An 18,666-nucleotide genomic window follows, 5' to 3' on the forward strand; every position below is an offset into this window, starting at 1 on the left:
GCGCAGCGGAGTGGAGCACCCTTTACTCGGACCGCGGAAGCACGACACCGGCCAAGAAGCGGGCGGCCCCCACAGTCAGATCACCGCCACCGGCCAGCAACAGCCCACCCCCGAGCCCCGAACCTCCAGCCCTCAACCCCGGGCCCCTCACAACTCGTCGATCAGCTCAGCCGCCCGAACCACCGCCGCCAACGCGTCCCCCTCGCCCGTGCGTTGGTGGATCTCCAAGCCGGTGTCCGCGAGTTTGATGACGTGTTCGTCGCCGTGGTGGACGGCCAGGGTGAACGCCTCCTCCGCCGACTCGGGGGCCGCGGGGAGGCTGTGGCGGGGTGCGGGGGTGGCGGGGGTGTAGGCCGCGGTCACGGCGGCGCTCGCGGACCAGGCGGCGTCGAAGCTCTCGGCCCACTGGGTGCGGGGCAGTGCGGGCAGGGTGCGCAGGACGGCCATGGGGGCGGTGGCCGAGTGGACCAGCATGACGGCCGAGCCGTGTGCGGTCGTGAGGTAGCGCAGGACGGCGGCGGTCGTCAGGTCGGCCAGCCGGTCCCGGGCCTGCTCGGCATCGGTGGCCGGTCGCAGTGCGGCCAGCGCGGTGGGCCAGTCGGTCAGGGCGGTGAGCTGGTCGAGCCGGTGGTTGATGCCCGCGCTCTGGTCGGGCACCCGCGGGACCCCGGCGAGGGCGGACGTGGCGTCGGCGGTTCCGGAGGGCGTGGCGAGGGGGACCGGCTGCCAGCGCGCCGCCCAGTAGCCGAGGGCCTGGCCCAGTTCGGCCAGGCGCGGCCCGTCCTCGTGGTCCAGCAGGGCGTGGACCGCGTGGCCGGTGCGGATCACGCCGTGGGTGGCGCCGGCCGCGATGCCCGGCAGCAGCCGCGGCCACCATGTCTCCAGGACCGTACGCCAGGGTCGTTCCGTCACCTCGCGCGCGAAGAAGGCGAGCCAGTCGCCGAGACGGCGAGGGTCACCGAGCGCCGTACGCCAGTCGTCGGCCGTGACGGGCGAGGTGCCGCGTGGCAGATCGTCCAGTCGACGGGTGTACACGTCCAGCCAGCGGTGGACCCGCCGCCCGTGTCCACGCCGCACCATGGACTCCACCGCCATGGGGCCGTGATTGCTCAACCAGCCCTCGAACTCCGGTCCTGTCCGATGCAACCGTTCGTATGCCTCGTCGAGTGTGCCGTCGTTGTCCATGAGTTCCGAGGGTAGGTGCCGGCCGACGCGCGTTCATCGGTCGCAAGGTCGAGACATGCCCCTGCGTCGGACTTAGGTCGTGCTGCGAAAGCAGCACGACCTAAGTCCGGAGCTCCCCCTTGACCACCTTCCCGCTCGCGTTTCTCGGCAGCTCCGGGACGAACTCAACCTCCCTCGGGACCTTGTAGTTCGCCATCTCGCGGCGGGACCAGGCGATCAGGTCGTCGCCCGTCAGCAGGGAGCCCGGGCGGCGGACCACATAGGCCTTGCCGACCTCGCCCAGCCGGGCGTCCGGTATGCCGATCACCGCCGCGTCCGCCACGTCCGGGTGGAGGGCGAGCAGTTGCTCTATCTCCGCCGGGTAGGCGTTGAAGCCGCCGACGATGAACATGTCCTTGATGCGGTCCGTGATCCGGAGGTTGCCCGCCGCGTCCAGGACGCCCACGTCGCCCGTGCGGAGCCAGCCGTCGGGGGCGAGGACCTCCGACGTGGCGGCGGCGTCCTCGTAGTAGCCCTGCATGACGTTGAAGCCCCGGACCAGGATCTCCCCGGGGATGCCCGGGCGCAGGGTTTCGCCCTTCGGGTTGACCACCCGCACCTCCGTGCCGGGGATCGCCCGTCCCGATGTCGCCGCGATCAGCGAGGGGTCGTCACCGCGGCGGCACATCGTCACGAAGCCGCTGGCCTCCGACAGGCCGTACGCCGTCAGGACCGTCTCGACGCCGAGTTCCCCGCGCAGGCGTTCCACCAGGCGGAGCGGGATCACCGCCGCTCCCGTCACCACCAGGCGAAGGGCCGAGAGGTCGTGCGCGGTGCGGGAGGGGTGGTCGAGGAGGGACTGGTGGAGGGTGGGCGGGCCGGGGAGCACCGAGATGCGCTCCGCGGCGATGTTCGCCAGCGCCGTGGTCACGTTGAACACCGGCTGCGGGACCATCGTCGCGCCCCGCATCAGGCAGGCCAGTACTCCGGCCTTGTAGCCGAAGGTGTGGAAGAAGGGGTTGACGATCAGATAGCGGTCGCCCCGGCTCAGGCCCGCCAGGTCCGTCCAGATCCCGTACGCCCGTAGCGTCTGGGCGTGGGTGATCACCGCGCCCTTGGGGCGGCCCGTCGTGCCGGAGGTGAAGACGATGTCCGACGGCGCCTCGCCGGTCACGGCCGATGCCCGGCGGCGTACCGCCGGTTTCCCGACGCCCTCCCCGTCGGCCAGGAAGTCCTTCCAGGTGCGGAAGTCGGCCGGGGCGTCGTCCGCCAGGACCACCACCTGCTCCAGGTGGGGCAGGAGAGGCAGGGGGCCGTCTCCGGGGCCGTCGCCCGCAGCCCGCCGTAGCGAGGCGACGTACGACGTGCCGAGGAACGTGCCCGTCACGAACAGCAGTTTCGCCCGGCTCCGCGCCAGGACGTACGCGGCCTCGGTGCCTTTGAAGCGCGTGTTGAGGGGGACCAGGACCGCGCCCGCCGAGACCGCGCCGAGGCCCGAGACGATCCAGTCCAGGGTGTTGGGGGCCCAGATCGCCACGCAGTCGCCCAGGGCGACGCCGTTCGCGATGCACGCCGCCGCCGCGCGTTCCACGCGGGCGCCCAGTTCGGCGTACGAGATCCGGGTGCGGCCCTCGACCACGGCCTCCCCGTCGCCGTAGCGACGGGCGGCGCTCCGCACCAGTCCCGGGATGCTGCCCCACTCCACGTCACCGCGCACAGCGACCTCCCCATGGTACGCAGGGCTGACTGACCGTCAGGTTAGCTGTAACCTGACGACCTGTCAGTAAACCGTTCGGGGGGAAGGGTGCATCCATGGCAGGGCTCAAGGACGCCACCGCCATCGTCGGCATCGGCCAGACGACCTTCGCCAAGCGGCTCCCCGAGTCCGAGAAGGCCCTGGCCTGCCGTGCCGTCCTCGCGGCCCTCGACGACGCCGGGATCGCGCCCGGCGAGGTCGACGCGCTCGCCTCGTACACCATGGAGGAGACCGACGAGGTGGAGGTGGCGAAAGCACTCGGGCTCGGGGACCTCACCTTCTTCAGCAAGGTCGGGTACGGCGGCGGCGGTTCCTGCGCCACCGTCGCGCACCTCGCCGCCGCCGTGGCCACCGGGCAGGCGACCGTCGGCGTCGCCTGGCGGTCCCGCAAGCGCGGCAGCGGGCCCCGGCCCTGGCGGAACACGGCCGTCCAACTGCCCGTTCCCGCCCAGTGGACCCGCCCCTTCGGGCTGCTGAGGCCCGCCGACGAGATCGGGATGCTGGCCCGCCGGTACATGCACGAGTACGGCGCCACCCGGGACCACTTCTTCAACGTGGCCCTCGCCTGCCGCAACAGGGCCAACCAGAACCCCGCCGCGATCATGTACGAGCGCCCGCTGACCCGGGAGATGTACATGACCTCCCGGTGGATCAGTGAGCCGCTGTGCCTCTTCGACAACTGCCTGGAGACGGACGGGGCGCTGGCCTGCGTCGTCGTCTCCGCCGCCCGCGCCCGTGACTGCCGGCACCGGCCGGTGTACGTCCATGCCGCCGCCCAGGGACTCCCCGCCCAGCACCACGGCATGGTCAACTACTGGAACGACGACCCGCTCACCGGTCCGGCGTGGACGGCCGCCCGGCATCTGTGGAAGCACGCCGACCTCACCCCGGACGACGTGGACGTCGCGCAGATCTACGACGCCTTCACGCCCCTCATACCGCTCTCCCTGGAGGGCTACGGCTTCTGCGGCCGGGGGGAGGGCGCGGCCTTCACCGAGGGGGGCGCGCTGGAGCTCGGCGGGCGGCTGCCCGTCAACACCGGGGGCGGCGGACTGTCCGAGGCGTACGTCCACGGGTTCAACCTCGTCAACGAAGGCGTGAAGCAGCTGCGCGGGACCAGCACCGCGCAGGTCCCGGGCGCCGCCACCTGTCTGGTCACCGCCGGCGAGGGTGTGCCGACCTCCGCCCTGCTGCTGAGGAGCTGACGCCATGACCGACACCCTGCTGTCCCCCGTGCCCGACGAGGACGGCGCGCCCTTCTGGAAGTACGCCGACCGAGGTGAGCTGCGCGTCCAGGCCTGCGCCGACTGCGGTGAACTCCGCTTCCCCCCACGCCCCTGCTGCCCGCACTGCCGGTCGTTCGCGAGCGAGTGGCGGCGGGTGAGCGGGGCGGGGCGGATCTGGTCGTACGTCGTCCCGCATCCCCCGCTGCTCCCGGCCTACGCGGCGCAGGCGCCGTACAACGTGATCGTGGTGGAGCTGGTGGAGGCGCCGCGCATCCGGCTCGTCGGGAACCTCGTCGCCGGGCCCGACGCGCCGCTTGACTCGATACCGCCCGACCGGATCCGGATCGGGGCGAGGGTGCAGGTCGCCTTCGGCGCGGACGGACTGCCGCGATGGGTTCCGGAGCGGCCGTGAGCGGCGGGTTGCGGGTCACCGCCGACCCGGCCACGGGCGTCGCCGTCGTCACGCTGGACCGGCCCGACCGGCTCAACGCGATCGATCTGGCGACGGCCCGCGAACTGGGCGACTGCTGGCGGGGGTTGCGGTTCGACGACTCCGTACGGGCCGTCGTGCTCACCGGGGCGGGCGAGCGGGCCTTCTGCACGGGGATCGACCGGGACACCCGGGTGCCGCAGCCCGCCTCGCCGTACATGGTGGACGATCCCCTGCTCGGGATCGGCCCGAAGGCGAACGACCTGTGGAAGCCGGTGATCGCCGCCGTGCGCGGCATGGCCTGCGGAGGGGCGTTCTATCTGCTGGGCGAGAGCGACTTCGTCGTGGCGGACACGACCGCGGCCTTCTTCGACCCGCACACCAGCTACGGGATGGTCAGCGCGTACGAGTCCGTCCTCATGGCCCACCGGATGCCCTACGGGGAGGCGGCGCGCATGGCCCTGATGGGCACCGCCGAGCGGATCTCGGCGCGACGGGCCTACGAGATCGGCCTGGTGTCCGAACTCACCGAGCCCGGTGGCGCGGTGGCGGCGGCGGTGCGCTGTGCCGAGGTCATCGCCTCCTATCCGCCGGAGGGGGTCCAGGGCACCGTGCGGGCGCTGTGGGCGGCGCAGGAGGGGGCGCGGGCCACGGCCTTCGCGCAGGCGCCGCAGCTGATCGCGCTCGGGAACCTGCCGCCCGAACGGCAGGCGGAGCTGTTCGCCGCGCGACGGGCGGGGGGCCACCGGGTGCGGTGAGCGCCCTGCACCGGTCGCCACCCGTGAGCGCCTGCACCGGTCGCCACCCGCGAGCGTCCTGCGCCGTTCGCCACCCGCGAGCGTCCTGCGCCGTTCGCCACCCGCGAGCGTCCTCCGCCAGCGACCGCCGTCGTCCGGTGCACCGCGTCTCCCGGCAGGCCCGTACGGCGGTGGTCGCCTCAGGCCGTACGCGCCGTGCCCGTCCCCTTCTCGGCGTCCAGCGCGTACACACAGCGGTCCTTGCTGCACGCGTACACCACGCCGTCCTTCACCACCGGCGCGCCGGTGATCTCCCCGCCGGTGGCCAGCTTCCAGCGCAGGCGCCCGTCGTCGGACTTCAGCGTGTACAGCAGGTGGTCCGTGGAGCCGAAGTGGATACGGCCCTCCGCCACTGCCGGGGTGCCCACGATGTCGCCGCCCGCCTGGAAGCGCCACTTCGGGGTGCCCGTGACCGCGTCCAGGGTGTACAGGCCCTTGCCGCTGCCCACGTGGACATGGCCCGCGGCGACCAGCACCGGGTCGATCGCGGCCCGCGCCTCCGTCGCGATGCGCCAGCGGTCGCGGCCGTCCGCCGCGTCGAGGGCGTACACCGTGCCCAGGTAGTCCGCGAGGTAGATGCCGCCGCCGGCGACGGCGGGGCCGGACACGAAGGCGGGCGGGCACAGGAACACCGCGGGCGCCTCGAAGTGCCAGCGCACCATGCCGGTGGCCACCTCGATGGCCAGCACCCGGGTGCCGGCGGAGACGTAGACACAGCCGTCCGACGCGTGCGTCAGACGCACCGGCACCCCGCCGCAGGACGCCGCGTCCCCGATCGGGTACGACCAGCGCTCCTCGCCCGTACGCGCCTGGAGGGCCCGCAGCCTGGCGTCCTGCCAGACGTACACCGTGCCGTCATGGATCAGCGGACCGGCCTCCGGCGCCTCGAAGTCGGTCTGGGCGCCGCTGAGCTCCCACAGCTTCTGCCCGTTCGACGCCTCCCAGGCCTGTACGCCGCCGCCGCGGGTGCCGGTGACGACCGTGCCCCGCTCGGCCTTGAGCGAGTACACCCAGCCGTCCAGGGAGAGCCGCCACAGGTCCGTGCCCTCGCGGGCGTCCAGGGCGAAGAGCGTGGGGCCGTCCGAAGCGTGGACCCGGCCGTCGGCGACCGCCATCGACCAGGCGACGTCACGGGTCTTGAAACGGCGGCGGCCCGTCGCCACGTCCAGGGCGTGCACCTCGAAGGAGGTCACGTACACGAGGTCGTCGGCGACCGTCGGGGTGCCCCAGAGGTCGTTCGACATACGGAAACGCCATGGGCGCCAGCCGGAGGCCGTCTCCGGGGGCGGGGGAGCGATCGCGGGGACGGCTCCGGGTGCCCCGTTGACACTGCCGGCCGGGCGGGACCAGGACGCGGCGAGGCCCGCCTCGGGGGGAGGTGCCTTCACGGCGGCCGCCCGTGCGTCGGCGACCCTGGGCCCGGGTCCGATCGGCACCGACGCGCCCGCGAGCCGCACCGGCCCGGCGTCGGGTGCGCCGACCGGCACCGGCAGCGGGTCGTACGACGGCGGGGGCGGCACCGCGGGGCGTCCGCCCCCGGCGCTGCGGCCGGCGGGGAGAGCGGGCTTGGCCGGCGGTCGTCCGCCGCGGCGGCCCTCGATCAGGGTGACCGCCTTCTCGGGCAGCCACGCCGAGGCCGTGCCGCTGTCGTCGGAGCCCGAGCCGAAGAGGTGGGGCGCGAGCTGGGCCTGGAGGTCGGCCGGGTTGGGGCGGCCCGTGGCCTCCATCTGCATGCAGGACTCGATGAGCGGGCGCAGCTCGTCCGGCAGGCCGGACAGGTCCGGGCCCTCGCGCAGCAGCATGAAGACGGTCTCGACCGGGTTGGCGCCGTGGAAGGGAGGATGTCCGGTGGCCGCGAAGACGAGCATCGAGCCGAGCGAGAAGACATCGCTCGCGCCGGTCACGCTGCGCGAGTCCTTCGCCTGTTCGGGGGACATGTAGGCGGGCGTACCGACCGCGACGTTCGTCATCGTCAGACGTGTGTTCGACACGCCGGAGGCGATGCCGAAGTCGATCACCCGGGGGCCGTCCTCGACGACGAGGACGTTCGACGGCTTGAGGTCGCGGTGGACCAGGCCCGCCCCGTGGATGGACTGCAGCGCCTCCGCCACGCCCGCGGCCAGCCAGCGCACCGCCTGGGCCGGCAGCGGCCCGCACTCGGTCACTATCTCCTCGAGGGAGGGCGCGGGCACATACGCGGTGGCGAGCCACGGCACGGCCGCGCGGGGGTCGGCGTCGACCACGGCGGCCGTGTAGAAGCCGGAGACCGCCCGGGCGGCCTCCACCTCACGCGTGAAACGCACCCGGAACAACTGGTCCTCGGCCAGCTCGGTGCGCACCGTCTTGATCGCCACGCGCCGGCCCGACGCCGAGCGCGCGAGATAGACCAGCCCCATGCCGCCGGCACCCAGCCGTCCCAGCACCTCGAACGGCCCGATCCGCCGCGGATCGTGCTGCGTCAGCTGATCCACCACTTTGCCTGCCACCTCCCCGTACGGGTCGCGTCATCCGCGTCGTGCACGCGACCCCGTGCAGCGTCTCACCACCGCACCGCCGTGGCGGCACGCACCCTGATTCTTCCTGTCCGGGCCACCTGTGGCGAACCCGGGGGCGGATCGGGGTGTCTCAGGACAAAACCATGCCTGGGACCTCCGGGAAAGCAGGCGCCCGCATGGTGAAACGCCCGACGCACCCCGGAAGTGCCGCTCCCGGACGCACCGCGAACGCCTTGTCACCTCTGGAGCAGCGCGAAGGACGCCCCCTGATTGTCCGTGACGACCGCCACTCGTCCGTACCAGGCCTCGAACGGCGGTACCTGTACCCGACCCCCCAGTCGGCCCACCGCCTCGACCGCGGCCGCCCTGTCCTTCACCGCGAAATGGAGGAGGAAGTGGGGCGGCATCTCGGCCGGGAAGACGTCCTGGATCGACGCGCACCCGAAGTCGGGAACGGCACTCGGCCCGGACAGGGCGGGGAAGAGCCCCGAGTAGAAGGCGTCCGCGGCGTCGGTGTCCCGCGCGTACACCTCGGACCAGGTGAAGCAGCCGGGCGCGTGCCGCTTGCCGAAGCCCGGGTGCGCCCCGGCCTGCCACAGCCCGAACACGGCGCCCTCGGGGTCCGCGGTCAGGGCCGTCATGCCGAGGCGGCCCACGGGGGTGGGCGGGACGATCACCTGGCCGCCGCCCTCCTGGATCCGCCCGGCGAGCGCGGCGGCGTCGGGCGTCGCGAGGTACACCGTCCAGACGGTGGGCATCCGGCCGTCCCACTTGCGGACCAGCGCGGCCACCGGTGCCCCGTCCAGGCGCGCCCACACGGAGGAGGCGTGCAGCTCCTCGAAGGTCCATCCGAAGAGCCCGCCGTAGAACCGCTTGCCCGCCTCCAGGTCCGGCAACTGGACGTCGGCCCAGCAGGGGACGCCCTCGGGGAAGGCACTCTCGTCCGGGGCCGTGCCGCCCGGGGACGGGGTGTCCCGGGAGGCGGCGCCGTTCACCGAGGAGGCGTCGTCGCCCGCCGGCGAGGACGCCGGAGGCGACGGCGGATTTTCGGCCATGCCGCCAAGTTAAAAGGGTTTGCCGCGGGGCGCTCGCGCACGTACTCCCTTCTCACCAGCCACGGAAGCGCTCAGGAGTCCCTCCACTCCCCATTTGCAGTCGGCCGAATCGCGCTCCCATCACCCCTCGGTAAGCTGACGGCATGACAGGACAAGTGCGTACCGTCGACGGCCGTGTGGCCGGTCGGCGTGGGCAGGCGACCCGGCAGAAGCTGCTCGACTGCCTCAGCGAGATGCTCAGCTCCTCGCCTTACCGGGACGTCAAAGTCATCGATGTCGCCCGCAAGGCCGGGACCTCCCCCGCAACCTTCTACCAGTACTTCCCGGACGTCGAGGGCGCCGTCCTGGAGATCGCCGAGCAAATGGCCACGGAGGGCGCCGGGTTGACCCAGCTGCTCGAAGGCCGCTCGTGGGTCGGCAAGGCGGGCTGGCAGACGGCGCAGGAACTCGTGGACGGTTTCCTGGAGTTCTGGCGCAAGCACGATGCGATCCTGCGGGTCGTCGACCTCGGCGCGGCCGAGGGCGACAAACGCTTCTACAAGATCCGCATGAAGATCCTGAACTCGGTGACCAACACCCTCGCGGACTCGATCACCGAACTCCAGTCCAAGGGCAGGGTCGACAAGGAGGTGAGCCCGGCGGCCGTGGCCGGCGCGCTCGTGGCGATGCTCGCCTCCGTTGCCTCCCACCAGAAGGGCTTCACGTCCTGGGGTGTCAAACAGGCGGAACTACGGCCGAACCTCGCGTTGTTGGTGTATCTGGGCGTGACCGAGAAGAAGCCGGCGAGGTAGCCCGGCAACACACTTTCCCTTCCTCCTGAGCAGGCCGGCTGTTCCCGGTTCGGCACACGTTCTGTCATACGGGCGGTGGTCCACTGCGGTGGGCCACCGCCCGCTGCTCATGTGCGGGTCATGGGCAGCGGACGGTCCTCGACCACATGCTTCATCACCAGGGTGGACGTCAGCCGCTGCACGCCCGGCAGGGTGGCCAGCCGCTCGTCGTACAGCCGCTGGAAGGCCGCGAGGTCCGCGGTCGCGATCCGCAGCAGATAGTCGGGCTCGCCGAAGAGCCGCTGGGCCTCCACGACGTGCTCCACCTCGCTCAGCGCCCGCTCGAACTCCGCGACGGTGTCCCGGTCCTCCTGGTGCATCGAGACGAAGACCAGCGCCTCGAAGTTCAGCCCGACGGCGGCGGGGTCCACCACCGCCCGGTAGCCGCGGATCGCCTTGCTGCGCTCCAGTTCGCGCAGCCGCCGGTGGCACGGCGACACACTGAGCCGCACCCGCGCGGCCAGCTCGGTCACGGTCAGCCGCCCGTCCTGCTGGAGCTCGGCAAGGATTTTCTGGTCTACGGAGTCCATGGGGGAAATCTTCCCCCGCCAGCTCCCGCATCGGGGAAATTACGGGAACACTTTCGGCCTCTTCGCGCCTAATGTCACCACCATGAACACGGGAGCGATGATGTCCTTCCTCGCCGTGGACCTGCTGCTGGTGTGCGTGCCGGGTGCCGACTGGGCGTACGCGATCGCGGCGGGACTGCGCGGGCGGTCGGTGGTGCCGGCTGTGGGAGGCCTGGTGGCCGGGTACGCGGTGCACACGGCACTGGCGGCGGCGGGGCTGGCCGTCCTGGTGGCGGGGTCGCCGGGGCTGCTGACGGCGTTGACGGTGGCGGGTGCCGGGTATCTGGTGTGGCTCGGGTGGGGCGTGCTGCGCCGGCCGGGCACTCCGGGCGCCACCGCCGGTGAGGACACCGACGCGGGTGCGGCCCGCATGTTCCTGCGGGGCGCCGGCATCAGCGGCCTCAACCCCAAGGGCCTGCTGCTCTACCTCTCCGTGCTGCCGCAGTTCCTGGACACACGGGGGGAGCGACTGCCGGTGGCGGCGCAGACGGCGGTGCTCGGTCTCGCGCACATGGCGTGCTGCACGGCCGTCTACCTGACCGTCGGGGTCCTGGCCCGGGAGGTCCTGGCCGCCCGGCCCGCCGCGGCCCGCGCGGTCACCCGGACGAGCGGGGCGGCCATGCTGGGGATCGGCGCGTTCCTGCTGGTGGAGCGGCTCGCGACGCTCTGAGCCCGACGGGTGCGCCGACCGCGCGATCAGCGCCGTACGAGCCGGAAGAGCCGGATCTCGCGCTCCACCCGCGCCTGGTAGGTCGCGTACGGCGGCCAGAAGGCGAGCACCGCCCGCCAGGCCGCCGCCCGCTCCTCGCCCGTGAGCAGATGGGCCGTGACCGGGATCTCCTCCCCCTTCCAGCTGATCTCGGCGTCGGGGTGGACGAGGAGGTTGGCGGTCCAGGCGGGGTGGCCGGGCCGCCCGAAGTTGGAGCCGACGAGGAGCCAGCCGCCGCCCTCCTCCGGCATGCACGCGAGCGGCGTACGGCGTTCGAGGCCGCTCCGCGCGCCGGTGCAGACGAGGATCACGCCCGGCAGCATCCGCGCGCTGGGCAGAACCCTGCCCCGGGTCAGCCGGTGCACCGTGCGGTCCAGCGCGGGCACGACATGCGGCGCGACCTTCGCGAAGGCCCGCGCGGAGGACACCTTCTGCACGATCCGCACACCCAGGGCCGTCACACCGCCACCTCCGTCTCGGTGAAGAGCCGTGCCGTGCCGGCCGCGTGCGCCCGCAGCCGATGGGCGGGGCCGAACAGCAGCTCGTCCCCGGCCGCCCGCTTGAAGTACAGATGCGCCTCGTGCTCCCAGGTGAACCCCAGGCCGCCGTGCAACTGGATCCCCTGGCCCGCGGCGGTGCGCAGCGCCCGGAGGGCCTGGGCGAGCGCGAGCCCGCCGACCCGTTCCCCGTGCCGGGTGGCCCAGGCCGCGTAGTACGCCGCCGAACGCGCCGCCTGCACCCGGACGTACACATCGGCCAGCCGGTGCTGCACGGCCTGGAAGGACCCGATCGCCCGGCCGAACTGCTCCCGCCGCTTGACGTACTCGACGGTCCTCTCCAGCGTCCGGTCGGCGGCCCCGACGGCCTCGCAGGCCAGGACGGCGGCGGCGCGGTCCCCGACGGCGGCGAGCGCCCCGGTCACATCGGCGCCGCCCACCCCCAGCAACTCGGCCTCGGCGTCCCGTAGTTGCACACGTGCGCAGGGTCGTGTCGCGTCGAGGGCGGTCTGCCGGGTCCGCGCCCCGCCCTCCCGCACCAGGAACAGCAGGGTGCGGGACCGGGCGAACCCGCCGGTGTGCGCGGCGACGACCAGGAGCCCGGCGCTGTGCCCGTCGAGCACCTGCCCGGCCTCCCCGTACAGCCGCCAGACCCCGTCCGCCCGCCGGGCCTGGATGCCGCCGGCGCGTCCGCCGCCCGCCCAGTCGCCCCGGTTGTCGCCGACGAGACCGAGGGCGGTGGCGAGGGCCGTCCCGGGCACGGCGAGGGCGGCGGTCAGCTCTCCGGAGGCGATGCGGGGCAGCAGTTCGGCGCGCTGGGCGTCGGTGCCGAGGGTGTGCAGCAGGGGCGCGGCGAGGACGGCCGTGGACAGCAGCGGGGAGGGGGCGAGGCAGCGTCCGATCTCCTCGCAGGCGAGGGCGAGTTCGGTGGTGGTGCAGCCCGCCCCGCCGTAGGTCTCGGGGAGCGCGAGCCCGGTCAGCCCGAGCTGTCCGGCGAGGGTGGCCCACAGGGCCGGGTCGTACCCGGCGTCGGTGCCGGCGGCGGCCCGGACGTCCTGCGGCCCGCAGCGCCCCGCGAGCACCTTGCGCACCGTACGGCGGATCTCGTCCTGTTCGGCGGTGAAGCGGGTGTCCATGGGAGGGGTCCCCTCTCCGTCTGACGCCCCGTCATGTTAGGGCGGAGGCCTTCGACTGCACAGGTCCGGCGGGAAAGAATCTGATGTACAGTCAGGTCTATGAGTGCTGCGACCGCTCGACCGAGGACCGCGATCGCCGGGGTGTCCCTGTCCGACTGCGGCCGGCTCGACGAGGCGACGCCGTACGCCCTGCACGCCCAGGCCGCCCGCCGCGCGCTGGCCGACTCCGGGCTGGACCGCTCGGTGATCGACGGCTTCGCCTCCGCGGGCCTCGGCACCCTGGCCCCGGCGGAGGTCGCCGAGTATCTGGGGCTGCGGCCCACCTGGGTCGACTCCACCTCCGTCGGCGGCTCCACCTGGGAGGTCATGGCGGCCCACGCGGCGGACGCGATCGCGGCGGGCCACGCCCGGGCTGTCCTGCTGGCCTACGGCTCGACGGCCCGCGCGGACGTGAGAGCGGGCCGCCGCACCGGCACCCTGTCCTTCGGCACCCGCGGGCCCCTGCAGTTCGAGGCCCCCTACGGCCACACGCTCGTCGCCAAGTACGCGATGGCCGCCCGCCGCCATATGCACCGGTACGGCACCACGCTCGAACAGCTCGCCGAGGTGGCGGTGCAGGCGCGGGCGAACGCGGCCGCGAACCCGGAGGCGATGTTCCGCACGCCGGTCACCGTCGACGAGGTCCTGTCCGGCCCGATGATCGCGGACCCCTTCACCAAGCTGCACTGCTGTCTGCGCTCCGACGGCGGGGCGGCGGTGCTGCTGGTGGCCGAGGAACTGGTGCGGGACTGCCGTACGGCACCGGTGTGGGTGCTCGGGACCGGGGAGCACGTCTCCCACACGACGATGTCCGAATGGCCCGACTTCACCGTGTCCCCGGCGGCGGTCAGCGGCCGTCTCGCCTTCGCGCGGGCGGGCGTACGCCCCCAGGAGATCGACTTCGCGGAGATCTACGACGCCTTCACCTACATGACCCTGGTGACACTGGAGGACCTCGGGTTCTGCGGGAAGGGCGAGGGCGGGGCGTTCGTGGAACAGGGGCGGCTCCTGGTGCGCGGCGGACGGCTGCCGGTGAACACGGACGGGGGCGGTCTCTCGGCCCAGCACCCCGGTATGCGGGGGCTTTTCCTGCTGGTGGAGGCGGTACGGCAGTTGCGGGGAGAGGCCGGGGAGCGCCAAGTCCGCGTAGCTGACGGAGAGTTGCCACGACTGGCCGTGGCGTCCGGTACGGGGGGCTGGTTCTGCTCGTCGGGGACGCTGGTGCTGGGGCGGTGAGCCGAAAGCCCGGGCGTCCTTGCGGGACCGGCGGGGACCTCGCTCTCAGAAGGAGAAGTCGGTCGTCCTCAGCACCCGCGCCGACCCGATCCGTCCCAGCAGCGCGGGCAGCGGTCTGCGCAGCCGCTGCCGGTCGGCCTCCAGGTCCGCACGGGCGTAGAGCCGCCCCCCGGCTGACGACTGCCTCGAGCCCCTCCGACGGGTCGGTGCGCAAGGTGGGATCGCCGCGGTAGACGAGGAGATCGGCGGGCGCGCCCGGGGCGAGCGTGCCGAGTGCCGGTTCGCCGAGCCAGGCGGAGGCCTTGTGCTCCTCGAAGCCGGGTTCCGGATTCTCGTACAGGGCGTGGCTGAGGCGCACGAGTGAGCCGTGCGCACGGTCGATCCGCTCGGCGACGTGCTGTTTCGGGTTCATGGCTGCCCTTGGCTCCGCTTCGTTGAAGCGATCGGTTCAGACGCTACTCCACATTGAACCGATCGGTTCAAGCGCTCGATATGATGGATCTCATGGACGACAGCCAGGAGAGCCAGGACAGGGCGGAGGCGGTGCGCGCCCGCCAGGAACCGCGCAGACGCGCGCTGCTCGACGCCGCGATGGCCTATGTGATGGAGCACGGGCTGGACGGTCTGTCGATCCGCCCGCTGGCCGCCGCCCTGGGGATCGGCCACCGCACGCTGCTGTACTACTTCGGCAGCAAGGAGGAACTGGTCGCGGAGATCTTCGTGGCGTTCCGCGCCTACGACCGCCATGTGCTGGACGTGAACTCCGCGGTGCTCGCCTCCGCCGAACCGCAGCGCGCCGTCGAGGCGGTCTGGGACGCGATGTCGGTCCCGGAGCAGACGGGCTACTGGCGCTTCTTCTTCGAGGCGTACGGCTACGCGGTCCGGGATCCGGAGCGCTACCAGGCGTTTCTCGACGGGATCGTCCACGACTGGCTCACCCTGATCACCGGCCATCTCGTCGCGGCCGGAATCGCCCCGGAGCATGCTCCCGCCCTGGCCACCCTGGCCCTCGCCGCCTTCCGCGGCCTGGTGCTGGACCTGGTCGCGACGGGCGACCGCGCACGCACGACCGCGGCGGCCCGCGCCCTGGCGGCGGCGCTGGTCGCGCCGCGGTCGTGAGCCGGTGCCGCCGCGGCCGGGCCGGGCGGGGTGGAGCGGGGAGGATCAGGCGCCCAGGGCGTGGACCATGTTGACGATGGCGGTCATCTGCGGGGCGCTCTTCACCGCGTAGTCGGAGCCGGTATAGCCGAACCAGTCCCAGCAGCCCTGGGGGTTGATGGGCCAGATGCTGGAGACGGCCTGCGGGTAGAGGACCACGAGGTTGTTGGTGTCCGCGTAGGTGTCGAGGTTGCCCTTCTCGGCGAAGTCGGTGCCGAGCAGTTGCTGGCCGGACAGACAGCCGTGCAGGGCCACGACCAGCTTGCAGGCGGCGCCCTGGGCGCAGGTGGGCGGGACGTAGAGCTGCCCGGTGGAGTCCATGGACAGGGCCCGGGCGGAGCCGCCGGGGACGTAGGCGTTCTGGTCGAAGTGGGTGAGGGTGCCCTGCGGGGTGCCGGTGTTGCGCGGGTTGACCCCGCCCAGCCAGGCGGTGAGCATCTCGCGCTGCGGGTCGTCGTGGCAGTTGTTCAGGAACGGCGGCAGGGTGAGCGCGCAGGGGACGACGCCGTCGGGCGTGGGCCAGGAGTGTCCGGCCGGATCCCAGTCGTGGTAGGTGACGTCGGCGCCGTAGTGGCGGTAGAAGTCGACGCCGGCCTGGGAGACCAGCGGGTTGACGACCGGGTCCAGATAGCCGTGGTACGTGTAGACCGGCTTGCCCGCCAGGTGGGAGACGGGGTCGATGCGGCCCTGGGCCGCCCAGTCGTCGGCCTGGCGCTCCAGAGCGCCGACGCCGAGTCCCAGGTCGCAGGTGACGAACTTGATCACGTTGCCCTGGCCGCAGTCGTAGGGCCCGGCGGCGACGATCCCGGCGCCGTCGAAGGTGTCCGAGTAGGCGACCTGGAGCTGAGTGGCCATGAAGCCGCCGGAGGAGACTCCGGTGACGTAGGTGCCGGTGATGTTCAGTTCCGGCAGGGGCGGGGTGGCGGCCTGGGCCGGTGCGGCCAGGCCGACGGTGGCCAGCGCGGCCGTGGCGCCGAGGACGGCGACGGCCTGGGCGGCTCTGCGCAGGGAGCGGAACCTCATTGTGCACACTCCGTTGGGTGGGGAGGACGGGTGCCGCCCGGACGGGCGGACCCGGGCAGGGGGCGGCGGCGGCCGGACCCGGTGCCCGCGGAGGGCACCGGAGGCCGTGCCTGCGGCGCGGCTCAGCCGGACCGCTCGGCGGTGGGTTCGGACAGGGTGATCGCGCGCCGGAGGATCTTGCCGGTCGGGCCCTTCGGCAGGGCGGCGGCGATCCGCACGACCCGGGGGTACTTGTACGGGGCGACCTGGGCGCGGACGAAGTCGCGCAGTTCGTCCGGCGTGACGGCGGCGCCCGGCTTGAGGGCCACCACCGCGGCGATCTCCTCGCCGTGGGTGGGGTGCGGAACGCCGATGACGGCGGCCTCGGTCACCGCGGGGTGCTGGTAGAGGACCTCCTCGATCTCGCGGGGGTAGACGTTGAAGCCCCCGCGGATGATCAGTTCCTTCTTGCGGTCCACCACCCGGAAGAGTCCGTCCGGGTCGCGGACGCCGATGTCGCCGGTGCGCAGCCAGCCGTTCACGATGGTCTCGGCGGTGGCCTCCGGGCGCCGCCAGTACCCCTTCATGATGTTGTGCCCGTGGATCGCGATCTCGCCGGGCTCCCCGTCCGGGAGCGGCCGGCCCCGGTCGTCCTGGATTCGCATCCGGATCCCCTCGATCGGGGTGCCGATGGTGCCGGGGCGGCGGGGGCCCTGGGGATGGTTGAACGAGGCGACCGGCGAGGTCTCCGAGAGGCCGTAGCCCTCCAGCACCGTGCACCCGAACACCACCTCGAAGCCGTGCAGGACCTCGACGGGCAGGGCGGCGCCGCCGGAGACGCACAGTCGCAGCGAGGAGGTGTCGGTGGTCCGGGCCGCGGGGTGGGCGAGCAGGGCGGCGTACATGGTCGGCACGCCGAGGAAGACGGACACCCGGTCCCGTTCGAGCATCGCCAGCACATCGGCGGGGTCGAACCGGGGCAGCAGGGTCAGGCAGGCGCCCGCCGCCACCGCGCACATGAGGCCGACGACCTGGCCGAAGGAGTGGAACAGGGGCAGACCGCCGAAGACCACGTCGTCCTCCGTGAGTTGCAGGAGGGTCCGGGCGCTGACCTCCGTGTTGCGCACGAGGTTGCGGTGGGTGAGTTCGGCGCCCTTGGGGATGCCTGTGGTGCCCGAGGTGTAGAGGATGACGGCGGTGTCCCGGGCGGCGCGGTCGGCCGGCTCGGGCACGGGTGCGTACTCCGCCAGCAGGCCGGACAGGCTCTCGCGGCCCACCGCCAGGCACGGGGTTCCGCAGGCCTCGGCCGCCGCCTGCCCCTCGGCGGCGTACTCCTCCCAGGCCAGCAGCAGTGCCGCGCCGGAGTCGGTGAGGTAGTGGTGGATCTCGCGGGCCTTCAGCAGGGGGTTGACCGGCACCACGACGGCACCGGCGCGCAGGATCCCGAAGTAGAGGACGGCGAAGGCCGGAACGTTCGGCGCCATCAGCCCGACCCGGTCACCGGGGCGGACCCCGCGGGCGCGCAGGACGGCGACCATCCGTGCCGAGGCGTCCGCCAGCGCGCCGTATCCCAGGGATTCGGCCCCCAGCCGCAGGGCGATCCGCTCGGGAGCCCGCTGCGCCTGCGCCGTCAGCAAGGTCGCGAGGTTCTCGGGCACCGCGGGGTTCGGGACAGGACGGGTCACGGGAGGGCTCCCTCGGAGGATCGCGGCCGGCTGCCGCCGCGGACGGACATCCAGGCGGCCAACCAATCGATTGGTTGTTTCCGGATCGTTGCGAGCTACCATCCGGCTTCTGCGCTACGGTGTCAACCAATCGATCGGTTGGATCTCAACGAATCCCAGGAGCAGCCATGGACCTTCCCGCATGGGAGCCCCGCCGGGTCGTCGCCATGGCAGCCGACCTGCCCGACGGCGTCACCCCGCCCGGCACCCGCGGCCGGATCCTGGAGGCCGGGCTCGAACTGTTCGCCGAGTCCGGGTTCGCCGGCGCCTCGATCCGGCAGATCGCGGGCATGGTCGGCATCAACTCCGCGACCCTGTACGCGCACTACCCCTCCAAGGGGCATGTGCTGGCGGAGCTGGTGCGCATCGGCCACGAGGAGATGTGGGCCCGGCTGACCGAGGCCGCCGCCCGCACCCGGGACGACAGCGCCGCCCGGCAGCTGGCCGCCCTGGTCCGTGCCCATGTGCTGGTCCACACCGACTATCCGCTGCTGGCGGTCGTCACCAACGGCGAACTGCACGCCCTGGACCCCGAACTGGCCGCGCCCTCGCTCCGCCTGCGGGACGAGTGCCGGCATCTGCTCGCCGGGGTCCTCGAACGCGGCGCGAAGAACGGCGAGTTCAGCGTGGACGACCCCCTGCTGGCGGTAACCGCCATCGGTGGCCTGGGCGTCCAGGTCGCCCACTGGTTCGGGCCCGCCCTCGGCCGCACCCGCGAGCAGGTGGCCGACCAGTACGCGCGGTTCGCCCTGCGGATCGTCAACGCCGATCAGTGAGCGCACCGGCCTCGCCCCCCGCCAACCGGCGGGCGGAGCCTCCGCGTCCCCTCCCGCCCCGTGAAGG

At 72.9% G+C, this 18,666-nt stretch carries 17 protein-coding genes; 8 read left to right on the forward strand and 9 right to left on the reverse strand.

Annotation, left to right across the window (positions count from 1 at the left end; genetic code table 11):
• Window positions 1-147: 147 nt before the first annotated feature.
• Window positions 148-1,185, reverse strand: a complete 1,038-nt coding sequence (locus ACFYX0_RS13100) for a questin oxidase family protein (RefSeq protein ID WP_388969840.1) — start codon at window positions 1,183-1,185, stop codon at window positions 148-150.
• A 100-nt stretch (window positions 1,186-1,285) separates the two neighbouring features.
• Window positions 1,286-2,881 carry a FadD3 family acyl-CoA ligase gene (locus ACFYX0_RS13105; RefSeq protein WP_388969842.1) on the reverse strand — a complete coding sequence of 532 codons (1,596 nt, stop codon included), beginning with the start codon at window positions 2,879-2,881 and terminating at the stop codon, window positions 1,286-1,288.
• A 95-nt stretch (window positions 2,882-2,976) separates the two neighbouring features.
• Between ACFYX0_RS13105 and ACFYX0_RS13110 the strand changes: the two genes are divergently transcribed.
• From ACFYX0_RS13110 to ACFYX0_RS13120, 3 genes are read left to right on the forward strand one after another with little or no spacing between them, the layout of a single operon-like run.
• The gene (locus tag ACFYX0_RS13110; RefSeq protein WP_355906944.1) at window positions 2,977-4,125 is read left to right on the forward strand and encodes a lipid-transfer protein; all 1,149 of its coding nucleotides are present in this window, start codon (window positions 2,977-2,979) and stop codon (window positions 4,123-4,125) included.
• Window positions 4,126-4,141: 16 nt separating this feature from the next.
• Window positions 4,142-4,558, forward strand: coding sequence for a Zn-ribbon domain-containing OB-fold protein (locus ACFYX0_RS13115; protein ID WP_388970055.1), 417 nt, complete (start codon window positions 4,142-4,144; stop codon window positions 4,556-4,558).
• Window positions 4,537-5,334, forward strand: coding sequence for an enoyl-CoA hydratase/isomerase family protein (locus ACFYX0_RS13120; protein WP_388969844.1), 798 nt, complete (start codon window positions 4,537-4,539; stop codon window positions 5,332-5,334). Before ACFYX0_RS13115 ends, ACFYX0_RS13120 begins: the two co-directional genes overlap by 22 nt.
• 179 nt (window positions 5,335-5,513) lie before the next feature.
• Here ACFYX0_RS13120 and ACFYX0_RS13125 read toward each other — a convergent pair whose 3' ends face one another.
• Window positions 5,514-7,847, reverse strand: a complete 2,334-nt coding sequence (locus ACFYX0_RS13125; RefSeq protein ID WP_388969846.1) for a PQQ-binding-like beta-propeller repeat protein — start codon at window positions 7,845-7,847, stop codon at window positions 5,514-5,516.
• 257 nt (window positions 7,848-8,104) lie between these two features.
• Complete coding sequence (locus ACFYX0_RS13130) at window positions 8,105-8,923, reverse strand: VOC family protein (RefSeq protein ID WP_388969848.1); 819 nt, start codon at window positions 8,921-8,923, stop codon at window positions 8,105-8,107.
• 155 nt (window positions 8,924-9,078) lie between these two features.
• Here ACFYX0_RS13130 and ACFYX0_RS13135 point away from each other — a divergent pair, with 155 nt between their 5' ends.
• Window positions 9,079-9,714, forward strand: a complete 636-nt coding sequence (locus tag ACFYX0_RS13135; protein WP_311695577.1) for a TetR family transcriptional regulator — start codon at window positions 9,079-9,081, stop codon at window positions 9,712-9,714.
• A gap of 107 nt (window positions 9,715-9,821) precedes the next feature.
• Here the strand turns inward: ACFYX0_RS13135 and ACFYX0_RS13140 are convergent, their stop codons facing one another.
• Entirely contained in the window at window positions 9,822-10,283 is a 462-nt protein-coding gene (locus ACFYX0_RS13140; RefSeq protein ID WP_388969850.1) for an Lrp/AsnC family transcriptional regulator, read from the reverse strand.
• A gap of 82 nt (window positions 10,284-10,365) precedes the next feature.
• Here ACFYX0_RS13140 and ACFYX0_RS13145 point away from each other — a divergent pair, with 82 nt between their 5' ends.
• Window positions 10,366-10,992, forward strand: a complete 627-nt coding sequence (locus ACFYX0_RS13145; RefSeq protein WP_388969852.1) for a LysE family translocator — start codon at window positions 10,366-10,368, stop codon at window positions 10,990-10,992.
• 26 nt (window positions 10,993-11,018) lie between these two features.
• Here the strand turns inward: ACFYX0_RS13145 and ACFYX0_RS13150 are convergent, their stop codons facing one another.
• Window positions 11,019-11,492: a nitroreductase/quinone reductase family protein gene (locus ACFYX0_RS13150; RefSeq protein WP_388969853.1), complete on the reverse strand. Its 474-nt coding sequence runs from the start codon at window positions 11,490-11,492 to the stop codon at window positions 11,019-11,021.
• Window positions 11,489-12,664 carry an acyl-CoA dehydrogenase family protein gene (locus tag ACFYX0_RS13155; protein ID WP_388969854.1) on the reverse strand — a complete coding sequence of 392 codons (1,176 nt, stop codon included), beginning with the start codon at window positions 12,662-12,664 and terminating at the stop codon, window positions 11,489-11,491. The genes ACFYX0_RS13150 and ACFYX0_RS13155 overlap by 4 nt, the downstream gene beginning before the upstream one ends.
• 99 nt (window positions 12,665-12,763) lie before the next feature.
• On the opposite strand from ACFYX0_RS13155, the gene ACFYX0_RS13160 reads away from it, so the two are divergent.
• Window positions 12,764-13,939 carry an acetyl-CoA acetyltransferase gene (locus ACFYX0_RS13160; RefSeq protein ID WP_388969856.1) on the forward strand — a complete coding sequence of 392 codons (1,176 nt, stop codon included), beginning with the start codon at window positions 12,764-12,766 and terminating at the stop codon, window positions 13,937-13,939.
• Window positions 13,940-14,443: 504 nt separating this feature from the next.
• Window positions 14,444-15,058: a TetR/AcrR family transcriptional regulator gene (locus ACFYX0_RS13165; protein ID WP_388969858.1), complete on the forward strand. Its 615-nt coding sequence runs from the start codon at window positions 14,444-14,446 to the stop codon at window positions 15,056-15,058.
• Window positions 15,059-15,103: 45 nt separating this feature from the next.
• Here the strand turns inward: ACFYX0_RS13165 and ACFYX0_RS13170 are convergent, their stop codons facing one another.
• Together ACFYX0_RS13170 and ACFYX0_RS13175 are read right to left on the reverse strand one after the other, a co-directional pair.
• On the reverse strand, window positions 15,104-16,120 hold the full coding sequence (locus ACFYX0_RS13170) for a PHB depolymerase family esterase (RefSeq protein WP_355906977.1): 1,017 nt from the start codon (window positions 16,118-16,120) through the stop codon (window positions 15,104-15,106).
• Between the two features lie 122 nt (window positions 16,121-16,242).
• A complete protein-coding gene (locus ACFYX0_RS13175) occupies window positions 16,243-17,784 on the reverse strand; it encodes a long-chain fatty acid--CoA ligase (RefSeq protein ID WP_388969860.1) in 1,542 nt (513 codons plus the stop codon).
• Window positions 17,785-17,951: 167 nt separating this feature from the next.
• On the opposite strand from ACFYX0_RS13175, the gene ACFYX0_RS13180 reads away from it, so the two are divergent.
• Window positions 17,952-18,599 (forward strand): TetR family transcriptional regulator, encoded by a 648-nt coding sequence (locus tag ACFYX0_RS13180; RefSeq protein ID WP_388969862.1) that lies wholly within the window; start codon window positions 17,952-17,954, stop codon window positions 18,597-18,599.
• The last annotated feature ends 67 nt before the right edge of the window (window positions 18,600-18,666 follow it).

The sequence above is a fragment of the Streptomyces sp. NPDC002573 genome, from assembly GCF_042889625.1.
Taxonomy (GTDB): Bacteria; Actinomycetota; Actinomycetes; order Streptomycetales; family Streptomycetaceae; genus Streptomyces; species Streptomyces gibsoniae.